Genomic DNA, 24,300 nt, shown 5'->3' on the forward strand with positions numbered 1-24,300 from the left:
CCGGCGGCTAAATCACGCCGAACGACGGCGCGAAGGAACAATTGGGGGCCAGTTGAAAACCCGGACACAGTCTATAGAAGCGTCAACGCCGCGCACATTAACCCTTGGTCGCGTCGTAGGCTACTTTTGCCTGCACTACAACGCCAGCTTTCGTACTGTTCTCAGTCAACTTTTGCGCCACTGAGCCGTTGGAAAGCGTGACTGGTGCGTGTGACGAAACCTTTATCGGCACGAATCACAAAGAATGCACCAATGTCGTGTTTTTCGGCATAGTCCCAGGCCCTTTCCGGGCCGAGAATCAGCAACAGTGTCGATAGTCCATCGGCCATCAAGGCTGAAGGATGAATCACCGTGACTGACGCCAGGTCGTGTAGGACGGGCGCTCCGGTGCGGGCATCGAAGGTGTGGGAATAGCGCCTTCCGTCCTGCTGAAAATAGTTGCGGTAGTCGCCGGACGTGGAGAGGCCATAGCCATCAACGTCGATGATCCGCTCGGCCACTTGCCGATCGTCACGAGGCGCCTCCAGCGCGATGCGCCAGGGGGAGCCGTCGAGCTTCTTGCCGGACGCCTTGAGTTCCCCCGTGGCTTCGGCGAGGTAATCATGAATGCCCATGGCATCGAGCCGCGCCGCAATGGTATCGACCGCATAACCGGCGGCAATGCTGTTGAAGTCGACCTCGACCGCCGCATCCTTGCACAGTTGGTCGCCTTCAACGCGCAGATGGCGGTAACCCACGCGCTTCTGCACCTCGGCCAGCGCCGAAGCGCTCGGAACTTTCTCCTCGCGCCCTTGCGGGCCGAAGCCCCAAAGATTGAGCAACGGCTCCACCGTCAGGTCGTAGGAACCTTCGCTCTGCTGTGACAGCTGTTCGCCCACACGGACCAATTCAAGAATCGCCGCCGGCATGGCCTGACAACGATCGGCTGGCAACGCGTTGAAACGTGAAATATCAGAGTTCGCGCGGTAGGTGGACATCTGCTGATCGACATCGGCAAGGATCTTCTTGACTTCGACACGGACATCCTCAGACGCAGGCAGATTGGCGTGGCGCACGTACTTGATCGAATAGGTGCTGCCCATGGTCGGGCCGCCGAAGCTCTCCATGGAGTCGCCGTTGCCGCACCCGGACAAAACGCCGATCAGCAGCACGAAAACCACAAACCGTCCAGTTAACAATTCTTCATCTCCGAGCAAAACCGCGGCGGCCATTATGGCCACAGAGCCCGCTCGCTCCCAAACGGATGCACCGCTTTCATACAAAATCTAAAAAGTGAGTACCTGAACATGTCCTCCTCCACGGGCAAAGGCAAAGCGATTTTTCGCGTTGTCAGCGGCAACTTTCTCGAAATGTTCGACTTCATGGTCTACGGCTTCTATGCCACGGCCATCGCCAAGACGTTCTTCCCTACCGACAGTGCTTTCGCATCCTTGATGCTTTCGCTTGCCACCTTCGGCGCAGGCTTCTGATGCGTCCACTGGGGGCGATCTTCCTCGGAGCCTACATTGACCGACACGGTCGTCGTCAGGGCCTGATCATTACCCTCGCACTGATGGCTGCCGGTACCGTGCTGATTGCCTGCGTTCCGGGTTATGCCACGCTCGGCGTTGCCGCGCCGCTGATCGTGCTGTTCGGCCGCTTGCTGCAAGGATTCTCGGCCGGCGTCGAATTGGGCGGTGTATCGGTGTATCTGGCGGAAATCGCCACGCCCGGCCGCAAGGGCTTTTTCGTCAGCTGGCAGTCCGCCAGTCAGCAAGCAGCGGTGGTATTCGCCGGCCTGCTTGGCGTTGGCCTCAACCACTGGCTGAGCCCGGAACAGATGGGCGAATGGGGCTGGCGCGTGCCGTTCCTGATCGGCTGCATGATCGTCCCGGTGATTTTCGTCATCCGTCGCTCGCTGGAGGAAACCCCGGAATTCCAGGCGCGCAAACATCGCCCTACCCTGCAGGAAATCGTCCGCTCGATCGGTCAGAACTTTGGCATCGTCATCGCCGGCATGGCGCTGGTGGTCATGACGACGGTGTCGTTCTACCTGATCACCGCCTACACCCCGACGTTCGGCAAGGCGGAATTGCACCTGTCGGACTTCGATGCGTTGCTGGTGACGGTGTGCATCGGCCTGTCGAACTTCTTCTGGCTGCCGGTGATGGGCGCGGTGTCTGACAAGGTCGGACGCAAACCCCTACTGTTGGCGGCGACGATTCTGGCGATTCTGACCGCTTACCCTGCGTTGTCGTGGCTGGTGGCGAACCCGAGCTTCAGCCATCTGCTGATCGTCGAGTTGTGGCTGTCGTTCCTGTACGGCTCGTATAACGGGGCTATGGTGGTGGCACTCACCGAGATTATGCCGGTGGAAGTTCGCACCACGGGTTTCTCGCTGGCCTACAGTCTGGCGACCGCAACCTTCGGTGGTTTTACCCCGGCGGCCTGCACTTACCTGATCCATGTGCTGGACAACAAGGCAGCGCCGGGGATCTGGCTAAGTGGAGCAGCCGTGCTGGGCCTGATCGCCACGCTGGTGCTGTTCCGTGGCAACAGGCACGAACTGCGCACGGCACAAGCCGCCATCCCCCGCTGAGGCAAATCGCACACAAACAAAAACGCCCCGACCAGAGTCGGGGCGTTTTTCATTTGCAGCTAAGGCTTAGCGCGGGAATGCTGGCGGGTTTACACCGGCCATGTCTTCCATCACGCGAACGACCTGGCAGCTATAACCGAACTCGTTGTCGTACCAGACGTACAGAACAACGCGGTTATCCTGAACGATGGTCGCCTCAGCGTCGACCACACCGGCGTGGCGCGAGCCCACGAAGTCGGTGGAAACCACTTCCTGGGAATTGACGAAGTCGATCTGCTTGTGCAGATCCGAGTGCAGCGCCATGTAGCGCAGGTACTCGTTCATCTCTTCACGGGTGGCGGCTTTCTCGAGGTTCAGGTTGAGAATGGCCATCGACACGTTCGGCGTTGGAACACGGATCGCGTTACCGGTCAGCTTGCCAGCCAGCTCAGGCAGGGCCTTGGCAGCAGCGGTAGCAGCACCGGTCTCGGTGATCACCATGTTCAGCGCGGCGCTACGACCACGGCGATCACCCTTGTGGAAGTTGTCGATCAGGTTCTGGTCGTTGGTGTACGAGTGAACGGTTTCGACGTGACCGTTGATGATGCCGAACTTGTCATTCACGGCTTTCAGCACCGGCACGATGGCGTTGGTGGTGCAGGAAGCGGCGGACACGATCTTGTCGTCAGCGGTGATTTCGTTGTGGTTGATACCGTGAACGATGTTCTTCAGCTTGCCCTTGCCAGGCGCGGTCAGAACAACGCGGTCGATACCCGGGCAGGCCAGGTGCTGACCCAGGCCGTCGGCATCACGCCATACACCGGTGTTGTCCACCAGCAGCGCATCTTTGATGCCGTACTGGGTGTAATCCACTTCGGTAGGGTTTTTCGCGTAGATAACCTGGATCAGGTTGCCGTTGGCGGTGATAGTGTTGTTTTCTTCGTCGATGGTGATGGTGCCGTTGAACGAACCGTGTACCGAATCGCGACGCAGCAGGCTGGCGCGTTTGGTCAGGTCGTTTTCGGCGCCCTTGCGCACCACGATGGCACGCAGACGCAGACCGTCGCCGCCACCGGTTTTCTCGATCAGGATGCGCGCCAGCAGACGGCCGATACGACCGAAGCCGTAAAGCACAACGTCAGTGCCTTTGCGGGCCGAAGCGTTTTGCTGGCCAACCACGTCAGCCATTTCTTCACGCACGAACTGCTCGGCGGTACGGCCGTTGCCTTCATTGCGGAATTTGAACGCCAACTTGCCCAGATCCACCGAAGCCGCGCCGAGCTTGAGCTCGCTCATGGCCTTGAGCAGAGGGAATGTTTCGTGGACGGAGAGTTCGCTATCGTCGGAAGAACGATGGCGAGCAAAGCGGTGAGCTTTGAGAATCGCGATGACAGACTGGTTGATCAGGCTGCGGCCATAGATCGAGCTCACCACGTTGTTATTGCGGTAGAGCTGACCGATAAGCGGAATCATCGCTTCTGCGAGTGCTTCACGGTCGATCCATTCACCAAGACACTGGTCGGGCTTCTGAGTCACGGGAACCTTCCACATGTAGGGGCAGAAAAAAGGGGCTACATTATGCCGCCGAGAACCTCTTGTAGCAATGCGCGCTTGTCGCGCAATCGGTAACAAAATTCCGTCCAAAAAAATAACGCCCTCCGCCAGCCCAGTAAAACCGGGGCTTTCAGCGCAGTCAGTTTTTCGACGACTGTTAGACGATGTCTGTAACCCTCCGTAACACCACCCACTTTCGGCACTACATAACCGTCAAAAAAGTGCTGGTTTTTATGGTTACCACTACATTTTGCTCAAACAGCGCAGATAGACGCAGTCTGCAACTGACAGGCGGCACCGGACGCCGCTACAATTACCGACTTTGTCGCAACGCCTGGAGCTCAACCTTCCGTGCCTGTTCTGCGTCTACCGCTTCTCCCTGCCGCGGCAGGTAAACAGCACTGGGGCAATCTGCCCGGTGCCGCACTGAGCCTGGCGATTGCCGAGGCTGCCAGCGCTGCCAAGCGCTTCACGTTACTGCTGACCGCCGACAGCCAGAGTGCCGAACGGCTGGAGCAGGAGCTGAGCTTCTTCGCCCCGGATTTGCCGGTGCTGCATTTCCCGGACTGGGAAACCCTGCCCTACGACCTGTTCTCGCCGCACCAGGACATCATCTCCCAGCGCATCGCCAGCCTTTACAGGCTGCCGGAGCTGGAACATGGCGTGCTGGTGGTGCCGATCACCACGGCCCTGCATCGCCTGGCACCGACCAGTTTCCTGCTCGGCAGCAGCCTGGTGCTGGATGTCGGGCAGAAACTCGACGTCGAACAGATGCGCACGCGGCTCGAAGCCAGCGGCTATCGCTACGTCGACACGGTCTACGAACACGGCGAGTTCACCGTACGTGGCGCCCTGATCGACCTGTTCCCGATGGGCAGCAAACTGCCTTATCGCATTGACTTGTTCGACGACGAAATCGAAACCCTGCGCACCTTCGATCCGGAAAACCAGCGCTCCATCGAAAAGGTCGACTCGGTCAAGCTGCTGCCGGCCAAGGAGTTCCCGCTACAGAAAGAAGCGGTCACCCGCTTCAAGGCACGCTTTCGCGAGCGTTTCGACGTCGACTTCCGGCGTTGCCCGATCTTTCAGGACCTGAGCAGCGGTATCACGCCTGCCGGCATCGAGTACTACCTGCCGCTGTTCTTCGAAGAAACCTCGACTCTCTTCGATTACCTGCCCCAGGACACTCAGGTGTTCTCGCTGCCGGGTATCGAGCAAGCGGCGGAAAACTTCTGGAACGACGTACGCAATCGCTATGAAGAGCGCCGCGTCGATCCATCGCGTCCTTTATTGCCGCCCGCCGAACTGTTCCTGCCGGTCGAAGACTGCTTCGCCCGCCTGAAGAACTGGCCGCGCGTGGTTGCCAGCCAGCAGGACGTGGAGACCGGCGTCGGCCGCGAGCGCTTCCCGGCGCAGGCATTGCCGAATCTGGCGATTGAAGCCAAGGCCACGCAACCGCTGGCCGCGCTGTCCGCCTTCCTCGACGAATTCCCGGGGCGCGTGTTGTTCACCGCCGAATCGGCAGGCCGCCGCGAAGTGCTGCTGGAACTGCTGGACCGTCTGAAGCTGCGACCGAAAACCGTCGACAGCTGGCCGGACTTCGTCGCGAGCAAGGATCGCCTGGCGATCACCATCGCTCCGCTCGACGAAGGCCTGATGCTGGACGACCCGGCGCTGGCACTGGTTGCGGAAAGTCCACTGTTCGGCCAGCGCGTGATGCAGCGTCGCCGCCGCGAAAAACGCGCCGACGCCAACAACGATGCAGTGATCAAGAACCTCACCGAGCTGCGCGAAGGCGCGCCGGTGGTGCACATCGATCACGGTGTCGGCCGCTATCTCGGTCTGACGATTCTGGAAATCGACAGCCAGGCTGCCGAATTCCTGACCCTGGAATACGCCGAGAACGCCAAGCTCTACGTACCCGTGGCCAACCTGCATCTGATCGCCCGCTACACCGGCAGCGACGACGCACTGGCCCCGCTGCATCGCCTCGGCTCCGAGACCTGGCAGAAAGCCAAGCGCAAGGCTGCCGAACAGGTGCGCGACGTTGCTGCCGAATTGCTCGACATCTATGCCCGCCGCGCGGCTCGCGAAGGTTATGCGTTTGCCGATCCGAAGGCCGATTACGCAACCTTCAGTGCCGGCTTCCCGTTCGAAGAAACCCCGGACCAGCAATCCACCATCGAAGCCGTGCGCGAAGACATGCTTGCGCCGAAGCCGATGGATCGACTGGTCTGTGGCGACGTCGGTTTCGGCAAGACCGAAGTGGCCATGCGCGCCGCGTTTATCGCGGTGCATGGCGGCAAACAAGTGGCGATTCTGGTACCGACCACCCTGCTCGCCCAGCAGCACTACAACAGCTTCCGCGATCGTTTCGCCGACTGGCCGGTGACCGTGGAAGTGATGAGCCGCTTCAAGTCGGCCAAGGAAGTGAACGCAGCGGTGGCCCAACTGGCCGAAGGCAATATCGACATCGTCATCGGCACCCACAAGCTGCTGCAGGACGACGTCAAGATCAAAAACCTCGGGCTGGTAATCATCGACGAAGAGCACCGTTTCGGTGTCCGTCAGAAGGAACAGCTCAAGGCCCTGCGCAGCGAAGTCGACATTCTTACGCTGACCGCCACGCCGATTCCGCGCACGCTGAACATGGCGGTGTCGGGCATGCGCGACCTGTCAATCATCGCCACGCCGCCGGCGCGACGCCTGTCGGTGCGCACCTTCGTCATGGAACAGAACAAGAGCACGGTCAAGGAAGCCTTGCTGCGTGAACTGCTGCGCGGCGGTCAGGTTTACTACCTGCACAACGACGTGAAGACCATCGAGAAATGCGCCGCCGAACTGGCCGAACTGGTGCCGGAAGCGCGGATCGGCATCGGCCACGGGCAGATGCGCGAACGCGAACTCGAACAGGTGATGAGCGACTTCTACCACAAGCGCTTCAACGTGCTGATCGCTTCGACCATCATCGAGACCGGCATCGACGTGCCGAGCGCCAATACCATCATCATCGAGCGCGCCGACAAGTTCGGCCTGGCGCAATTGCACCAGTTGCGCGGCCGTGTTGGCCGCAGTCACCACCAGGCCTACGCCTACCTGCTGACACCGCCACGCCAACAGATTACCGGCGATGCGGAAAAACGTCTGGAGGCGATTGCCAACACTCAGGATCTGGGGGCGGGCTTCGTGCTGGCCACCAACGACCTGGAAATCCGTGGCGCCGGCGAACTGCTGGGCGACGGCCAGAGCGGGCAGATCCAGGCGGTCGGTTTCACGCTGTACATGGAAATGCTTGAGCGCGCGGTGAAATCGATCCGCAAGGGCGAACAGCCGAACCTCGATCAGCCGCTCGGCGGCGGCTCGGAAGTCAACCTGCGGGTGCCGGCGCTGATTCCGGAAGATTACCTGCCGGATGTGCACGCACGCCTGATCCTGTACAAGCGCATCGCTTCGGCCACCGACGAGGAAGGCCTGAAGGATCTGCAAGTGGAGATGATCGACCGCTTCGGCCTGCTGCCGGAACCGACCAAGAATCTGGTGCGCATCACTGCGTTGAAATTGCAGGCCGAGCAGCTCGGCATCAAAAAGGTCGACGGCGGCCCGCAGGGTGGACGCATCGAGTTCGCCGCGCAGACGCCAGTCGACCCGATGACCCTGATCAAACTGATCCAGAGTCAGCCAAAACGCTACAAATTCGAAGGCGCCACGATGTTCAAGTTCCAGGTGCCGATGGAGCGCCCGGAAGAGCGCTTTAATACTGTGGAAGCGCTGTTCGAGCGCCTCCTCCCGAAAACTGCTTGAAGGACGCCGCATGCGCCTGTTTCGCTCTCTGACCTTGCTGCTGACCCCGTTCTTGATAACGATGGCGGCACCCTCGGCGTTTGCCGATGACCTGTATCAGGTTGAAATGATTCTGGTACGCCAGAACGCTGTTCCGGCGATCGTCAGCCGCGCCGCGCCGGAAGATTGGGCCGCCGGTGCCCAGCGTCTGGACGATGCCAGCCAGCGCACACCGGCACTGGGCGAAGTCGCCAGCAAACTCACTGCCAGCGGCGAATACAGCGTGCTGATGCACAAGGCCTGGCAACAGACCCTTGGCGAGGTGCCGACGAAAGTCGCGATCAGCGACGGCAAGGAACAGTTCGGCCAGTTCCCCATCGAGGGCACGCTTGAAATGAAACTCGGGCGTTTCACCGATGTAAACGCCGATTTCTGGGTCAACCAGATCGACGCCAATGGCATGGTCAGCGCCAGCGAACGCCTGAAGCAGGACAGCCACACCAAAAATGGCCAGCTCAACTACCTGGACAACGGCCACCTGGCCCTGCTGATCAAGATCACTTCACTGACGGCGCCTGCGCCTCGGGAAGCGCCTGAATCCATTCCGGACTGATCGAAGTCCTTATGTCCCCGCCTCTGAGTAAACCGCTGGCCTCCTCCTGGGTCAGCCGGTTCAAGGAACAAAGCCTGGAGCGTGGCCGCCGCTACGCTCTGGAAAACCGGGTGCGGATCGTGCAGGTCGGCGATGCGACCATTACCGCCAGCTGCGAAGGCTCGGGCGGCAACATCTATCGCCAGACGATCCATTTGCGCGAGTCAGCCAAGGGCACCCTGCTGATGGTCGATGCCACCTGCACCTGCCCGGTTCACAGCAACTGCAAACATTGCGCAGCGGTATTGCTGCAAGTGCAGGAAACCCTGGAATACCCCGCCGCCGCCAAAGACGCCGAACTGCTGGAAAAGCTCCAGGCCGTCCTCGAAAACCGCAGCCCCAAGGCGCCGCCGCAAGTACTGGTGGACAATGTGCAACCGGTGCCACGCCTGTGGCTGGCCAGCGTCGAATTCAGCGCGTTCGAACCGCGCAACGGCAAGATGCAGCGCTACATCCAGCATCGTGCGGCGCTGTCCTTCAGTTATCTGGACGAATACGTCAGCGGGCAAAAAAACAGTGACATCCTGATACGCCAGGAAACCCAGACCCTGCGGGTCAAACGTCATCCGGACGTCGAGCAAAGCTACCGCGAACAACTGCGGATTCTCGGTTTTCGCATTGCCACAAGACAGAGCAAGGCGCTGCCGGAAAGCGCCGGCGAACTCTATGAAATGGTCAACGACAGTGCGTGGCTGACCTTCACCCTGAACGATCTGCCTAAGCTGCGAACCCAGGGCTGGGAACTGCTGGTCGACGATGAGTTCGGCTTCGATCTGACGGCCGTCGATGACTGGTATGCCACGGTCGAGCAGACCCCGGAACGGGACTGGTTTGACCTGGAACTGGGCATCATCGTCAACGGCGAACGCCTGAGTCTGCTGCCGATCCTGCTCAATCTGATGCGCTCGCACACGGAAATCCTCAACCCCGAACGCCTTGCCCGGCGACGGGACGATGAGCTGATTCTGGTGAACATCCCGCAGCGCAACAGCGAGCATGGCCCGCTGCAAGTCGCCCTGCCCCTTGGCCGGTTGAAACCGGTACTGGCAACGCTGGGCGAGTTTTATTTGCAAGAGCCGGGTGAAACCACCCTACGCCTGAGCAAGGCTGACGCCACCCGCCTCAATTCGCTGGAGGGCATTCCCCTGCTTTGGGAAGGCGGGGAGCAGATCCGCAGTTTCGCCCAACGCTTGCGTGATATCCGCGATTACAGCGCCGAAGCACCGGAAGGACTGAACGCGACACTGCGTCCCTACCAGCTCGAAGGGTTGAGCTGGATGCAGTCGCTGCGACAGCTTGAGGTGGGCGGGATTCTCGCGGACGACATGGGACTGGGCAAAACCCTACAGACACTGGCGCACATTCTCAGCGAAAAAAACGCCGGACGCCTGGATCGCCCCTGCATGGTGGTGATGCCCACCAGCCTGATTCCCAACTGGCTGGACGAGGCAGCGCACTTCACGCCGCAACTCAAAGTGGTTGCCCTGTACGGTGCCAGCCGCAAAAAGCATTTCGAGCATCTGGCCGATTACGACCTGATCCTCACGACTTATGCGCTGCTGCCCAAGGATGTCGAGCGTCTGGCGCAGCAGCCACTGCATGTATTGGTGCTGGATGAGGCGCAATACATCAAGAACCCGAACAGCAAAGCCGCTCAGGCTGCCCGCGAACTCAATGCACGCCAGCGTCTGTGCCTGAGCGGCACCCCTCTGGAAAACCACCTGGGTGAGCTGTGGTCGCTGTTCCACTTTCTGCTGCCCGGCTGGCTCGGCGACGTCAAAAGCTTCAACGCCGATTACCGCGTGCCGATCGAAAAGCGCGCCAGCGAAGTCAGACTTCAGCACCTCAACGGTCGGATCAAACCGTTCCTGCTGCGCCGCACCAAGGAACAGGTCGCCACCGAGCTGCCGCCGAAAACCGAGATCATCCACTGGGTCGAGCTCAATGAAGCGCAGCGTGACGTGTACGAAACCATGCGTCTGGCCATGGACAAGAAGGTGCGCGACGAGATCACCCGCAAAGGCGTGGCACGCAGCCAGATCATCATTCTTGAAGCGCTACTTAAACTGCGCCAGGTCTGCTGCGACCTGCGCCTGGTCAACGACGCCACACTGCCGGCCCGCGGCAGCACCTCGGGCAAACTCGACAGCCTGATGGAAATGCTCGAAGAGCTGTTCGAGGAAGGACGGCGGATTCTGCTGTTTTCGCAGTTCACCTCGATGTTGTCACTGATAGAGGACGAGCTGAAAAAACGCAATGTCGCCTATGCATTGCTGACGGGGCAGACCCGTGATCGACGTACCCCGGTGAAGGAATTCCAGAGCGGCAAGCGTCAGATCTTTCTCATCAGCCTGAAGGCTGGTGGTGTGGGTCTGAACCTGACGGAAGCGGACACGGTGATTCACTACGATCCGTGGTGGAACCCGGCGACCGAGAATCAGGCTACCGACCGTGCGTATCGTATTGGCCAGGAAAAACCGGTGTTCGTCTACAAGATGATTGCCCGAGGCACAGTCGAGGAAAAGATTCAGCACTTGCAGCGGGAGAAATCCGACCTGGCGGCCGGCGTGCTGGATGGGCGCAAGGCCGGGGACTGGAAGTTGCAGAGCGATGATATCGAGGCGCTGTTTGCGCCGCTGCCGGACAAGTTTGAAAAGCGCTGAGATTCTCAGCGCCTGTTCATTCAAGTCATTGCAGAGCCCGAATCAACCCTTGAGTACGCGCGCCAGTGTCGATTTCACCTTGCCCATGCCATCGTGCAACGCCTGCTCAATCTCAGCCATGGTGATCACTTCCGTGGTCTTGCCCGCCGCCGGGTTCACCACCAGCGACAGACAGGCGTAATCCAGACCCAGCTCACGAGCCAGCGCCGCTTCCGGCATGCCGGTCATGCCGACGATGTCGCAACCGTCTCGCTCCAGACGTACGATCTCGGCCACGGTTTCCAGTCGCGGCCCCTGGGTACAGGCGTAAACGCCTTGATCGCTGTATTCGCAACCTTCGGCAGCCAACGCTGCAATCAGTTGCTGACGCAGCGGCTCGCTGTAGGGAAAGCTGAAGTCGATATGTGTGACATGTTCCAGATCATCGGCGAAATAGGTGTGTTCGCGCCCACTGGTGTAGTCCACGATCTGATGCGGCACGCAGAAATGTCCGGTGCCCATTGCCGGATGGATCCCGCCCACGGCGTTGACCGCGATGATTGCTTCTGCCCCGGCCTGCTGCAACGCCCACAGATTGGCGCGATAGTTGACCTTGTGTGGCGGAAAACGATGCGGGTGGCCGTGACGAGCGAGGAACAGCACTTCCTTGCCGGCATATTCACCAATCTGGACTTCAGCCGAAGGCGCACCATAAGGCGTATCCACCGCCAGCGACTGACGAATGCTCAGGCCTTCCAGCTGGGTCAGGCCGGTGCCACCGATGATTGCGTAAACCGTCATAGCGAAAAATCCTTAATCGATCAGTTGAGCGTCTTTGAGCGCGCCGACAGCGGTCAGCCAGCGCGGATCCTGACGGTATTCGGTGTTGGCGAACGCCTGACCGCGCATGCGTGCGATGCGCGGCGACGGCTTGACCTTCATGCGCTGGGCGGCGCTCAGGGCCAGCTCGGCGGCTGCACGGTCGTTGCACACCAGGCCCATGTCGCAACCGGCGCTGAGTGCCGCCTCGATACGGCTCGCCGCATCGCCGACCACGTGCGCGCCAGCCATGGAGAGGTCGTCACTGAAAATCACGCCATCGAACTGCAACTCGCCGCGCAGGATATCCTGCAACCAGCGCCGTGAAAAACCGGCGGGCTGCGCATCGACTTGCGGATAAATCACGTGGGCGGGCATCACGGCAGCCAATTGTTTGCTCAGTCTGGCGAATGGCACGAGATCGTTGGCGCGGATCTCTTCGAGGCTGCGCTCGTCGTTGGGGATTGCAACGTGAGAGTCGGCTTCCGCCCAGCCGTGGCCGGGGAAATGCTTGCCAGTGGCAGCCATACCGGCGCTGTTCATGCCTTTGATGAAAGCGCCGGCCAGCAATGCGGCACGCTCCGGATCGCCTTCGAACGAACGGGTCCCGACCACGGCGCTACGCTGGTAATCCAGATCCAGCACAGGGGCAAAGCTCAGGTCGAGACCGACCGCCAGTACTTCAGTGGCCATTATCCAGCCGCATTGCTCGGCCAGATATTCGGCGTTCGGATTGTCAGCGATGGCGCGCATGGCTGGCAGGCGTACAAAGCCCTGACGCAGGCGCTGGACACGACCGCCCTCCTGGTCCACCGCCAGCAGCAGATCCGGACGGATGGCCCGGATCGCAGCACTCAGCTCGCGAACCTGGCGCGGATGCTCGATATTGCGGGCAAAAATGATCAGGCCACCCACTTCGGGCTGACGCAACAATTGGCGATCTTCGGCCGTCAGCCAGGTACCGGCGACGTCCACCATCAACGAGCCTTGCAGGCCAGCAGTCATAGAAATTCCTTGAAAACGAAAAACCCGTCGCCCACGAAACCACCACCAGGGGCATTGCCCGGCAGGTTGGTGATTTCAATGAGAAACGGGTTCAGAACGAGAGTCGGCATGGGCGGCTAGCTTAGCGGATGTCCGCAGCCGCGCCCACCCATGGACCGTTAAACCTTGGCCGGTGCCGGCGCTGATTTGCTGCGCGGCCGCAGTTGTGCCGTCGCCATCGCGGTATCGGTGACACCGGTTTCGGCACGCATGCCGGCCGCCAGGAACGGCACCATCAGACGCATCACCTGCTCGATGGAGGTGTTGACGCCGAAGTCGGTCTCGGCAATCGCACGCAAGGCCTTGATGCCCGACATGCTGAACGCCGCAGCGCCGAGCATGAAGTGCACGCGCCAGAACAGTTCGATGGGGGGAATGCGCGGTGCGGCTTCGTTAACCAGCAACATGTAGCGGCGGAATACCTTGCCGTACATGTCTTCCAGGTAACGACGCAGGTGGCCCTGGCTCTGACTGAAGGCCAGCCCCAGCAGGCGCATGAAAATCGACAAGTCGTTACCACTGCGAGGCTGCACGACAAGAGCTTGTTCGACGAGGATTTCCAGCAGTTCTTCGAGCGAAGGCTTGTTTTCTGGTTTGGCCTGGCGGCGCTCCAGCTCTTTGTCGAGGCTGATGCAGAATGGGCCGAGGAAGCGCGAGAACACCGCCTGGATCAGCGCCTTCTTCGAGCCGAAGTGATAATTCACCGCTGCGAGGTTGACCCCGGCCTTGCTGGTGATCAGACGCAATGAGGTTTCAGCGAAACCTTTTTCCGCGAACAGCTGTTCTGCAGCATCAAGAATGCGTTCAACGGTTTCCGACTGGGCCATGGCTACTCCGCCTGACAAACACTTGTTTGAAACATACGTTTCAGCCTATGCCTTGTCAAGCCTGCCGGTTCGTTTTGGGAATGGTCGGTCAGATATTTAACCACAACAAGGACGCCACATTAATCGATGCCGTCACTGACCGTCCGGCGGCCTGGCAAAAAACGATCATTGCCAAGATCACTTCACTGTATATAATCCCAGTCACTGTATAAAAAGACAGAGCGATCAATATGCTTAAGCTGACGCCACGCCAAGCCGAGATTCTGGCCTTCATCAAACGCTGCCTCGAAGACAACGGCTACCCGCCGACCCGTGCGGAAATCGCTCAGGAACTGGGTTTCAAATCGCCCAACGCTGCCGAAGAGCATCTCAAGGCGCTCGCTCGCAAAGGCGCGATCGAAATGACCCCAGGGGCCTCTCGCGGCATTCGAATCCCCGGCTTTGAAGCCAAAGTCGACGAATCGACCCTCCCGATTATCGGTCGAGTGGCCGCCGGTGCGCCGATTCTCGCCCAGCAGCACATCGAAGAGTCCTGCAACATCAACCCGGCCTTCTTCCACCCTCGCGCAGATTACCTGTTGCGGGTCCACGGGATGAGCATGAAGGACATCGGTATTTTCGACGGTGATCTTCTGGCAGTTCACACGACCCGGGAAGCACGTAACGGCCAGATCGTAGTCGCCCGGATTGGCGATGAAGTGACGGTCAAACGCTTCAAGCGCGATGGCAGCAAGGTCTGGTTGATCGCAGAGAACCCCGAGTTTGCCCCCATCGAAGTCAACCTGAAAGATCAGGAACTGGTGATCGAAGGCTTGAGTGTCGGCGTCATCCGCCGCTAAAGGAGGCTTTATGCAGTTCCCACACGCACCCCAGCAAACACAACTGCCGTTGTTCGAAGCGTTTCTCGCGCAACCTCTCGCCCCCATCCTCAAGGATGTTGTCGAGCGTCCGTGGAATACCGAACCCGAAGCGTTCAGCGAGCTGTCACTGCGCGGCGCAGCCGGGAACTGCCTGAACCTGCTGGCACCCATTCTTCGTGAATTGAGTGATGATCAGGACGCACGATGGCTGACCCTGATTGCGCCACCTGCGAGCCTGACCCAAACCTGGTTGCGGGATGCCGGATTGAATCGTGAACGCATCCTGTTGTTGCAACCGCGCGGCGCACAGAGCGCTCAGCAACTGGCTTGCGAAGCCTTGCGCCTGGGTCGTAGCCATACGGTGGTGACATGGTTGAACCCGCTCAATTCAGGTTCACGCCAACAACTGATCAGCGCCGCCCGCACCGGGGACGCTCAAAGTCTGAATATTAGATTGGGCTGACTTGATACGCACTGTCTGAAGCGCGGGGCTTCTCAAGGGATAGAGAAGCCGACCGAAGCAATACTCGACGGGCGGTGCTCAATGAAGAACCCGTGGCCCCTCTTCCTTGTCAAACTCGCCTTCAACCATTCGACCGGCCATCTGCACGCCGACGCTCAGCATCGCTTTGGCAATTTCAACATGCTGGCCCTGCAGAAACGCCTTGGCATCCTCGGAGAAATCCAGAGTCACCAGAGAACCCTCGTCCTCAGCCCTGCGCAGTTCGATCCGGCCGTCTGGTAGCTCGACAATTTCTAGAAAGGATGTTGGCATAAAGGTCTGTTCTCCACGAAAGGCAGGGATTATATAGAGATCATTCGGGATTCGCTCAGGATCTTGACCAGCAGCATGCATCTCGCCGCTGCCAGCCAAGACGCCATCAGCACTCGTTCAAGCCTTCACGGAAACGGATAGCCAGACCCTTCAGGTTCTGCCGCCAGCGCTCCAGCTCTTCACGACTCAACTCTTCGGGCGCCTGCTCTTCATCCAGATTGACCGCCTGAATCAGTGGCTGGGTCACATCACCTTTTGGCTTGTGTGGCACTCGTGGTGGCTGAAACAACGCGGAATGCGCAGACAGCAATTTAGCCAGCCAGGTTTGCGGATTACCCGCCAACTCGACCATCTCGGCCAACTCGGGGATCGCAATCGACTCGATCACTTCAGGGGTCAACAGCGTTTCCGCCCGGGGCGCGTTAGCCTGTGGCAGCCGATAGAACCCTGCAATTTCGTGACACAGCCCCAGCAATGCGCCGTAGAGATGAAACAGCGCCGATTCACGCCCGGCCTGAATCAATGCCAGCGAATTCATCGCCCGCCCCTCTTCAGCCCTGGCCAGCGCTTCCAGCGACAGACCCGCGAAATAGATCTTCTGATTGGTACGGGTATAGAGCTCGTGGGCCATATCGGCACTCTCCGCAGCGAAACAATTTCTTCATACAGGTCGGACAGTGTCATGGATCAACCAATCCGACCGCAAGCTTTAAACAAAAAGGCCACATGAAAACCAGAAGGTTGTCATGCGGCCTTTTGTGTTGAAGCCACCTTATCAGGGCAACCTCAGATCAGCACCAGCTCAAGCCTTGGCTTTCGCCGGACGCTTGTCTTCGACCGTCCACTTGCCACCGTCATAGAACGCCTTCCAGCCAGTCGGCTTGCCGTCGACTTCGGTCTGAACGTATTGCTCCTTGGTCTTGCGGCTATAGCGGATCACGGCTGGCAGGCCATCCGGATCCTTCTGCGGCGCTTCGCACAGGAAGTGGTACTTCGGATCGATCTCATCCTTGTGCGGCAGAATCTCGATCACCAGCGGAGCACGGGTCTCGCGGTTTTTCGGGAATTGGCTTGCCGCCAGGAACAGGCCGGAAGCACCGTCGCGCAGGATGTAGGTGTCATTGACCTTTTCGCATTTCAGCTCAGGCATCTTCACCGGATCCATCTTCGGCGGCGCCGCGTCCCCGCTCTTCAGCAGCTTGCGGGTGTTCTTGCACGTCGGGTTGGTGCAACCGAAGAACTTGCCGAAACGGCCGGTCTTGAGCTGCATCTCGCTGCCGCACTTATCGCATTCCAGGCTCGGACCTTCGTAGCCCTTGATGCGGTAGCTGCCTTCTTCGATCTCGTAGCCGGCGCAATCCGGGTTGTTACCGCAGATGTGCAGCTTGCGCTTTTCGTCGAGCAGGTAGGCGTCCATCGCCGTGCTGCAGATCGGGCAGCGGTGCTTGCCGCGCAGTACCAGGGATTCCGATTCGCCCTCGTCGTCCGCCGCGATTTCATCACCCGGCACCAGGTTGACGGTGGCCTTGCAGCGTTCTTTCGGCGGCAGGCTGTAGCCCGAGCAGCCGAGGAACACGCCAGTCGACGCAGTACGGATCTGCATCGGGCGGCCGCAGGTGGTGCACGGAATATCGGTCATCACCGGCTGGTTGGCACGCATGCCGGCTTCCGGATTCTCCGCCACTTCGAGTTTTTTCTTGAAGTCGCCGTAGAACTCGTCCAGCACGTTTTTCCAGTCGCGCTCGCCCTGAGCCACGTCATCGAGGTTCTCTTCCATGCCGGCGGTAAAGCCGTAGTCCATGAGGTTCGAGAAGCTCTCGGACAGACGCTCGGTGACGATGTCGCCCATTTTTTCCGAATAGAAACGACGGTTATGCAGGGTCACATAACCGCGATCCTGAATGGTCGAGATGATTGCCGCGTAGGTCGAAGGACGGCCGATGCCGCGCTTTTCCATTTCCTTCACCAGGCTGGCTTCCGAGTAACGGGCCGGCGGCTTGGTGAAATGCTGGGTCGGATCAAGCTTGATCAGCTTCATCACGTCGCCCTGAGCCATGTCGGGCAGGACATCGTCGTCGCCCGGCTTGGTGATTTGCGGCAGGACACGGGTGTAGCCGTCAAACTTCAGGATACGGCCCTTGGCACGCAGCTCGAAGTCGCCAGCGGCCACGCTGACGGTGGTCGACAGATATTGGGCCGGCAGCATCTGGCAAGCCAGAAACTGGCGCCAGATCAGCTCGTAGAGGCGCTCAGCGTCACGCTCCATGCCAGCCAGCTTGCTTGGCGTGGTGTTGGCGTCGGAAGGACGAATCGCTTCGTGAGCCTCTTGTGCGCCTTCCTTGCTGCTGTAGACGTTCGGCGTTTCCGGCAGGTACTTCTTGCCGAATTCGTCTTCGATGTAGGTACGCGCCATCGTCACGGCATCCGCCGAGAGGTTGGTCGAGTCGGTACGCATATAAGTGATGTAGCCGGCTTCGTACAGACGCTGGGCCATCATCATGGTTTTCTTCACGCCGAAGCCGAGGCGGTTGCTCGCGGCCTGTTGCAGCGTGGAGGTGATGAACGGTGCCGACGGCTTGCTGCTGGTCGGCTTGTCTTCACGCTTGACGATGCTGTAGCTGGAGGACTTCAGCTTCTCCAGCGCCGCCATGGCCTGAGCTTCGTTGAGGGGCTTGAAAGCTTCGCCCTTTTCACGCGCCACTTCGAAACGCACGGTCGAGCCTTTTGCAGTGCCGAGATCGGCATGCACTTCCCAGTATTCTTCCGGGATGAACGCGCGAATTTCACGCTCACGCTCGACCACCAGCTTCACGGCCACCGATTGCACGCGACCGGCGGACAAACCGCGAGCGATCTTCGCCCACAGCAGCGGCGAGACCATGTAGCCGACGACGCGATCGAGGAAACGACGGGCCTGCTGCGCGTTCACTCGATCGATGTCGAGTTCGCCCGGCTCCGAGAAGGCTTCCTGGATCGCCTTCTTGGTGATTTCGTTGAACACCACACGCTTGTAGCGGCTGTCGTCACCGCCGATGGCTTCGCGCAGGTGCCAGGCAATGGCTTCCCCCTCGCGATCCAAGTCGGTTGCGAGATAGATGGTGTCAGCATCCTTGGCGAGCCGGCGCAGCTCTTCGATGACCTTTTCCTTGCCCGGGAGGATCTCGTACTTGGCTTTCCAGCCATGATCGGGATCGACACCCATGCGCGAGACCAGCTGCTTGCGCGCCTTCTCTTTCGGCGACAGCGCTGGCGCTTCGCCTGCAGCTGCCTTGCCGCGCTTGGCGGCTGGCTCCTTGCTGGCGCTAGCCGAACCGCTGGTGGGCAGGTCTCGGATATGGCCGATACTCGACTTCACCACGTATTGGTTGCCCAGATACTTGTTGATGGTCTTGGCCTTAGCCGGGGATTCCACAATGACCAGCGATTTGCCCATGGATCAGAAAATTCCTGAATTCTAGAAGTGAAAGGCGGTTGGCGCCTGACGCGGCACCGCTATATATAGTGGCTACAAGGTGAGGTCAAGCGCAGGGTTTTGCGCGCACTCGCCTTACGGCTTCGAAAAAAGGCTCGGTTCGGCTTGCACCAAAGCAAAGCGTGGGACCTGCTCGCCGTCAACCTCGACGGACTCCAGGAACATGCTCAAGGGACGTACCCAGAAGCCGTAATCGCCATACAGGGCTTGGTAAAAGACCACTTCTTCTTCGGTCTCGGAATGCCGCGCGACACTGAATACGCGGTACTGCGGACCTTTGTAATGTTGGTAGAGCCCAGGTTGTATCGGCATGCTTCGGCCCTCACTCAAATTTTTTCAAAATAAAAACAAAAATAAATCCGCAAAAACAAAAACCGGGGCACTTGGCCCCGGCTTCCATCGACGAGACGCTTAAACGCGTTCGAAGACGGTGGAGATGCCTTGGCCGAGGCCAATGCACATGGTGGCCACCCCGAAGGTACCGCCATTCTGCTTCATCACGTTCAGCAAAGTGCCGGAAATACGGGCACCGGAGCAACCGAACGGGTGACCCAGGGCGATCGCGCCGCCGTGCAGGTTAACCTTCTCATTCATCTTGTCGAGCACTTTCAGGTCTTTCAGCACTGGTAGGGCCTGTGCGGCGAACGCTTCGTTGAGCTCGAAGAAGTCGATATCGTTGATACCCAGGCCCGCACGCTTGAGTGCTTTCTGAGTCGCCGGTACCGGACCATAACCCATGATCGCCGGATCCACACCCGCCACCGCCATCGAACGAATCACCGCCATTGGCTGGATGCCCAGGTCCTGCGCACGCTGCGCCGACATCACGATCATGCACGAAGCACCATCGGTGATCTGCGACGAAGTACCGGCAGTCACGGTACCGCCCTTTGGATTGAACGCCGGCTTCAGAGCCGCCAGACTTTCCAGGGTGGTTTCCGGACGAATGGTTTCGTCGTAGTCGAAGGTTTTCAGGAAACCGTTCTCGTCGTAACCCTGCATCGGGATGATTTCGTCCTTGAACTTGCCTTCCACAGTCGCCTTGTGGGCCAACTGGTGGGAACGCACGCCAAAGGCGTCCTGCTGTTCGCGAGTGATGCCGTGCATTTTGCCCAGCATTTCAGCGGTCAGGCCCATCATGCCCGAGGCTTTCGCCGCGTACAGGGACATGTGCGGGTTCGGATCGACACCGTGCATCATGCTCACGTGGCCCATATGCTCGACGCCACCAACCACGAATACGTCACCGTTACCGGTCATAATCGCTTGCGCAGCGGTGTGCAGGGCGCTCATCGACGAGCCACACAGACGGCTGACGGTCTGGCCGGCCGAGGTGTGCGGGATCTGGGTCATCAGCGACGCCATCCGCGCGATGTTCCAGCCCTGCTCCAGGGTCTGGTTGACGCAGCCCCAGATCACGTCCTCGACTTCGGCAGGATCGACCTTGGTGTTGCGTTCCAGCAGTTTGCTGATCAGGTGCGCCGACATGTCTTCGGCGCGGGTGTTGCGGTGCATGCCGCCCTTGGAGCGGCCCATCGGAGTACGACCGAAGTCGACAATCACGACGTCTCTAGGATTCAAGCTCATAAGTTCACTCTCACTCTAGTTGGGGGCGCTTAACCGAAGAAGCTCTGGCCGTTCTTGGCCATTTCGCGCAGCTTCGCGGTCGGGTGGTACAGCGCGCCCAAATCAGCGTACTGGTCGGCCAGGGCAACGAACTCGGCAACACCGATCGAATCGATGTAGCGCAGCGCACCGCCACGGAATGGAGGGAAACCAATACCGTAGACCAGACCCATGTCGGCTTCGGCAGCAGTTTCGACGATGCCGTCTTCCAGGCAACGCACGGTTTCCAGGCACAGCGGGATCATCATCCAGTTGATGATGTCTTCGTCAGTGACTTCACGCTGCTCGTAGACGATCGGCTTGAGCACTTCCAGTACCGACGGATCAGCAACCTTCTTCTGCTTGCCTTTCTTGTCGGCCTCGTAGGCGTAGAAGCCCTTGCCGTTCTTCTGCCCCAGACGCTTGGCTTCGTAAAGCACGTCGATGGCCGAACGACGGTCGTCCTTCATGCGGTCCGGGAAGCCTTCAGCCATCACGTCACGACCGTGGTGGCCGGTGTCGATGCCGACCACGTCCATCAGGTACGCCGGGCCCATCGGCCAGCCGAATTTTTCCATGATCTTGTCGATACGGACGAAGTCCACACCGGCGCTGACCAGCTTGGCGAAACCGCCGAAGTACGGGAACAGTACGCGGTTGACCAGGAAGCCCGGGCAGTCGTTGACGACGATCGGGTTCTTGCCCATTTTCTTGGCGTAGGCAACGGTGGTGGCAATCGCCTGTTCGCTGGATTTCTCGCCACGAATCACTTCCACCAGCGGCATCATGTGCACCGGGTTGAAGAAGTGCATGCCGACGAAGTTTTCCGGACGTTTGAGAGCCTTGGCCAGCAGGCTGATGGAAATGGTCGAGGTGTTGGACGCGAGGATGGTGTCCTCTTTGACCTTGTCTTCGACTTCCGCCAGAACGGCTTGCTTGACCTTCGGGTTCTCGACCACGGCTTCCACGACCAGGTCGACGTGACCGAAATCGCCGTAGGACAGCGTAGGACGAATGCCGTTGAGCACTTCAGCCATTTTCGCAGCGGTCATGCGGCCTTTATCAACGCGACCGACCAGCAGCTTGGCGGCTTCAGCCAGACCTTGCTCGATGCCGTGCTCGTTGATGTCCTTCATCAGGATCGGCGTGCCTTTGGAAGCCGACTGATAGGCGATACCGCCACCCATGATGCCGGCGCCCAGTACGGCAGCCTGCTTCACGTCCTTGGCGATTTCGTCGTAGGCCTTGGCCTTTTTCTTCAGTTCCTGATCGTTCAGGAACAGACCGATCAAGCTCTGCGCGGCAGAGGTCTTGGCCAGTTTCACGAAACCTGCGGCTTCGACTTCCAGCGCCTTGTCGCGACCGAAGTTCGCGGCTTTCTGGATAGTCTTGATCGCTTCAACCGGGGCCGGGTAGTTCGGGCCGGCCTGGCCAGCCACAAAACCCTTGGCGGTTTCGAAAGCCATCATTTGTTCAATGGCGTTCAGCTTGAGCTTTTCCAGCTTCGGCTGACGCTTGGCCTTGTAGTCAAACTCGCCGGAGATGGCGCGCTTGATCAGTTCAAGGGCAGCATCCTGCAGCTTCTCGGGAGCAACCACCGCATCGACGGCGCCGACTTTGAGCGCGTCTTCAGGACGGTTTTCCTTGCCGGCGGCAATCCACTCGATGGCGTTGTCGGCACCGATCAGGCGCGGCAGACGCACGGTACCGCCGAAGCCCGGGTAGATGCCCAGCTTGACTTCCGGCAGACCGATCTTGGCCTTGGTGGACATGACGCGGTAGTCCGCTGCCAGGCACATTTCCAGACCGCCACCCAGGGCGATGCCGTTGATCGCGGCCACGGTCGGAACGTTGAGGTCTTCGAAATCGCTGAAGATCTTGTTGGCTTCGAGATTGCCTGCAACCAGCTCGGCATCCGGCAGCTTGAAGTTGTCGACAAATTCGGTGATGTCGGCGCCGACGATGAACACGTCCTTGCCACTGCTGACGATCACGCCCTTGATCGAAGCATCTGCCTTGATGGTGTCTACGGCCTGACGCAGTTCGTTCAGGGTAAGACGGTTGAACTTGTTGACGGACTCACCCTTGAGGTCGAATTTCAATTCGACGATGCCACTTTCAAGAGCTTTAACCGTGATGGCTTTACCTTCGTAAATCATCAACTGATCTCCACGATATGGAAGCTGAACAGTACACGTCGGACGCAGGCGAATGGCTCGGCAGGACGCTTTTTCGTCAATGCTGACACCAATCCACCCGGCACACCCGCCAACGCGATAGTCGGGATTCTGTAGGAGCAGTCTGCAATACAAACGCTCAATTCATACGCCCGTTTGATTTGGGTACGCCACCTTCACGGAATTTCCGACAATTGTCAATCGCCCTAAATACGGGTTGAAATGCGACTTTGCGGTCATTTCTGTAAGACGCAGCCCGGCCACACATGCCTGCATGTCAGGGCATTCATAAGATTAATAGTTAGAAAAGTCGCCCTAATTCGCTGCAAGCCTTGTTTAACAGGCTACGCTGGCGGGACTACGAAGGAAAACAGACGCACGTCTGCTGACCGGATCACTCGGAATCAGCACTGAAAAGAATTTCCGGCCTGCCTGGCCAACCCCGCCCGATGAATCATGTCGGGCTTTTTATTGCTCGTCTGCCAGACGTTTCGCACCGTTGCAGCGCGAAACTTCAGCGAATCATGCCAGCGCTTTCAGCGTTGCATCAATTTCCAGCAGAACCGAAGCGTCACCCTTCTCGCCCCAATAGAGCGCAATCATCTGTTTGTCGGCCTCAACCTTGAACACGTTGCCCGGCAATTTTTCGAAATGATTCAGCAAAAGCGGATCGTCACAGGCTTCCTGCCACTGATTGACCCACACACCCGGGGATTTCTGCCAATACGTCCAGCACGCTGGCTGCCTGCTGCGTCGCGGCCGGTGGTATTGCGCACACGGGTTTGGCGGCTCCTGGCTCAACCAGTGCGGCCACTCCTGAGGCGCCAGCTGCATGGCCAGCCCGATGCGCCGGGCCTCCGTGCGCAAGGCTATCCGGCCACTCTGTGCGCGGGACGGACGCAACCATGCCAGCGGACTCAACACCACCAGCAGGATTGACACCACCAGCCAGACCGTCATATCTCTACTCCCGTTTTTAAATGCGCCGATTTTGAATGAGCCCATTGCGTGACGCTGGAACCAATGCGCTTGAAACCAGCCATACTTACCAATATTGATCCCTCACGAGGAGCACCTCATGCCCTACCACCATATCCTGGTCGCCGTAGATCTGACCGAAGAGTGCGACCCTGTGATCCACCGCGCCCGAGAGCTGTCGGTGAGCAATGGCGCCAAGCTGTCGCTGGTGCATATCGTCGAACCGATGGCCATGGCCTTCGGCGGTGACGTGCCGATGGATCTGTCACAACTGCAACAACAGCAGTTCGATCAGGCCAAGGAACGTCTGGAACGCCTGAAGCACAAGTACACCGAACTCGAAGGCGCCAACTGCCACCTGACCTACGGCCAGCCCCGTCAGGAAATCCACCATTTCGCCAAGGAACAGCAGTGCGACCTGATCGTGGTCGGCAGCCATGGCCGACACGGTTTGGCGCTGCTATTGGGCTCGACCGCCAACGATGTCCTGCACGGCGCGCCTTGCGATGTGCTGGCGGTGCACCTGGTCAAACGCTGATCCCACTCGCTTGTGAAAAG

The 24,300-nt window shown here is 59.4% G+C and carries 18 protein-coding genes and 1 pseudogene; 7 read left to right on the forward strand and 12 right to left on the reverse strand.

Annotated elements, in window-relative coordinates; translation table 11 throughout:
- Positions 1 to 161: 161 nt before the first annotated feature.
- A complete protein-coding gene (locus tag C6Y56_RS19145) occupies positions 162 to 1,211 on the reverse strand; it encodes an FAD:protein FMN transferase (RefSeq protein WP_169431212.1) in 1,050 nt (349 codons plus the stop codon).
- A 75-nt stretch (positions 1,212 to 1,286) separates the two neighbouring features.
- Between C6Y56_RS19145 and C6Y56_RS19150 the strand changes: the two are divergent.
- Positions 1,287 to 2,578 (forward strand): annotated as a pseudogene (locus C6Y56_RS19150) (MFS transporter).
- 66 nt (positions 2,579 to 2,644) lie between these two features.
- On the opposite strand, the gene C6Y56_RS19155 reads toward C6Y56_RS19150, so the two are convergent.
- Positions 2,645 to 4,108: a glyceraldehyde-3-phosphate dehydrogenase gene (locus C6Y56_RS19155; RefSeq protein WP_169431213.1), complete on the reverse strand. Its 1,464-nt coding sequence runs from the start codon at positions 4,106 to 4,108 to the stop codon at positions 2,645 to 2,647.
- A 354-nt stretch (positions 4,109 to 4,462) separates the two neighbouring features.
- On the opposite strand from C6Y56_RS19155, the gene mfd reads away from it, so the two are divergent.
- Genes mfd through C6Y56_RS19170 form a run of 3 tightly spaced genes read left to right on the forward strand, consistent with a single transcriptional unit; the run spans position 4,463 to position 11,206 of the window.
- Complete coding sequence (gene mfd / locus C6Y56_RS19160; protein ID WP_169431214.1) at positions 4,463 to 7,912, forward strand: transcription-repair coupling factor; 3,450 nt, start codon at positions 4,463 to 4,465, stop codon at positions 7,910 to 7,912.
- Between the two features lie 10 nt (positions 7,913 to 7,922).
- Complete coding sequence (locus C6Y56_RS19165) at positions 7,923 to 8,504, forward strand: CsiV family protein (RefSeq protein WP_169431215.1); 582 nt, start codon at positions 7,923 to 7,925, stop codon at positions 8,502 to 8,504.
- Positions 8,505 to 8,515: 11 nt separating this feature from the next.
- A complete protein-coding gene (locus C6Y56_RS19170; protein ID WP_169431216.1) occupies positions 8,516 to 11,206 on the forward strand; it encodes a DEAD/DEAH box helicase in 2,691 nt (896 codons plus the stop codon).
- A 42-nt stretch (positions 11,207 to 11,248) separates the two neighbouring features.
- On the opposite strand, the gene C6Y56_RS19175 is transcribed toward C6Y56_RS19170, so the two are convergent.
- The 3 genes from C6Y56_RS19175 to C6Y56_RS19185 all read right to left on the reverse strand — a co-directional run bounded on the left by C6Y56_RS19175 (position 11,249) and on the right by C6Y56_RS19185 (position 13,875).
- Positions 11,249 to 11,986: an S-methyl-5'-thioinosine phosphorylase gene (locus C6Y56_RS19175; protein ID WP_169431217.1), complete on the reverse strand. Its 738-nt coding sequence runs from the start codon at positions 11,984 to 11,986 to the stop codon at positions 11,249 to 11,251.
- A gap of 12 nt (positions 11,987 to 11,998) precedes the next feature.
- The gene (gene nagZ, locus C6Y56_RS19180; RefSeq protein ID WP_169432674.1) at positions 11,999 to 12,997 is read right to left on the reverse strand and encodes a beta-N-acetylhexosaminidase; all 999 of its coding nucleotides are present in this window, start codon (positions 12,995 to 12,997) and stop codon (positions 11,999 to 12,001) included.
- 170 nt (positions 12,998 to 13,167) lie between these two features.
- Positions 13,168 to 13,875, reverse strand: a complete 708-nt coding sequence (locus C6Y56_RS19185) for a TetR/AcrR family transcriptional regulator (RefSeq protein WP_007953037.1) — start codon at positions 13,873 to 13,875, stop codon at positions 13,168 to 13,170.
- Positions 13,876 to 14,105: 230 nt separating this feature from the next.
- On the opposite strand from C6Y56_RS19185, the gene lexA reads away from it, so the two are divergent.
- The gene (lexA, locus tag C6Y56_RS19190) at positions 14,106 to 14,714 is read left to right on the forward strand and encodes a transcriptional repressor LexA (protein ID WP_007953044.1); all 609 of its coding nucleotides are present in this window, start codon (positions 14,106 to 14,108) and stop codon (positions 14,712 to 14,714) included.
- A 10-nt stretch (positions 14,715 to 14,724) separates the two neighbouring features.
- Entirely contained in the window at positions 14,725 to 15,198 is a 474-nt protein-coding gene (gene sulA / locus C6Y56_RS19195; protein ID WP_169431218.1) for an SOS-induced cell division inhibitor SulA, read from the forward strand.
- 78 nt (positions 15,199 to 15,276) lie between these two features.
- Here the strand turns inward: sulA and C6Y56_RS19200 are convergent, their stop codons facing one another.
- The 7 genes from C6Y56_RS19200 to C6Y56_RS19230 form a co-directional block, all read right to left on the reverse strand.
- The gene (locus C6Y56_RS19200; RefSeq protein ID WP_003226592.1) at positions 15,277 to 15,510 is read right to left on the reverse strand and encodes a hypothetical protein; all 234 of its coding nucleotides are present in this window, start codon (positions 15,508 to 15,510) and stop codon (positions 15,277 to 15,279) included.
- 106 nt (positions 15,511 to 15,616) lie between these two features.
- Entirely contained in the window at positions 15,617 to 16,141 is a 525-nt protein-coding gene (locus tag C6Y56_RS19205; protein WP_169431219.1) for a DUF6586 family protein, read from the reverse strand.
- 171 nt (positions 16,142 to 16,312) lie between these two features.
- Positions 16,313 to 18,943 (reverse strand): type I DNA topoisomerase, encoded by a 2,631-nt coding sequence (gene topA, locus C6Y56_RS19210; RefSeq protein ID WP_169431220.1) that lies wholly within the window; start codon positions 18,941 to 18,943, stop codon positions 16,313 to 16,315.
- A 114-nt stretch (positions 18,944 to 19,057) separates the two neighbouring features.
- Positions 19,058 to 19,294 (reverse strand): DUF1653 domain-containing protein, encoded by a 237-nt coding sequence (locus C6Y56_RS19215; RefSeq protein WP_007953059.1) that lies wholly within the window; start codon positions 19,292 to 19,294, stop codon positions 19,058 to 19,060.
- Between the two features lie 99 nt (positions 19,295 to 19,393).
- Complete coding sequence (gene fadA, locus C6Y56_RS19220) at positions 19,394 to 20,569, reverse strand: acetyl-CoA C-acyltransferase FadA (protein ID WP_085613118.1); 1,176 nt, start codon at positions 20,567 to 20,569, stop codon at positions 19,394 to 19,396.
- Positions 20,570 to 20,598: 29 nt separating this feature from the next.
- Entirely contained in the window at positions 20,599 to 22,746 is a 2,148-nt protein-coding gene (gene fadB, locus C6Y56_RS19225) for a fatty acid oxidation complex subunit alpha FadB (RefSeq protein ID WP_074689251.1), read from the reverse strand.
- A 540-nt stretch (positions 22,747 to 23,286) separates the two neighbouring features.
- The gene (locus C6Y56_RS19230) at positions 23,287 to 23,724 is read right to left on the reverse strand and encodes a hypothetical protein (protein ID WP_169431221.1); all 438 of its coding nucleotides are present in this window, start codon (positions 23,722 to 23,724) and stop codon (positions 23,287 to 23,289) included.
- Positions 23,725 to 23,842: 118 nt separating this feature from the next.
- Here C6Y56_RS19230 and C6Y56_RS19235 point away from each other — a divergent pair, with 118 nt between their 5' ends.
- The gene (locus C6Y56_RS19235) at positions 23,843 to 24,280 is read left to right on the forward strand and encodes a universal stress protein (RefSeq protein WP_011335197.1); all 438 of its coding nucleotides are present in this window, start codon (positions 23,843 to 23,845) and stop codon (positions 24,278 to 24,280) included.
- Positions 24,281 to 24,300: the final 20 nt, after the last annotated feature.

The sequence above is a fragment of the Pseudomonas fluorescens genome (assembly GCF_012974785.1).
Classification (GTDB): domain Bacteria; phylum Pseudomonadota; class Gammaproteobacteria; order Pseudomonadales; family Pseudomonadaceae; genus Aquipseudomonas; species Aquipseudomonas fluorescens_BT.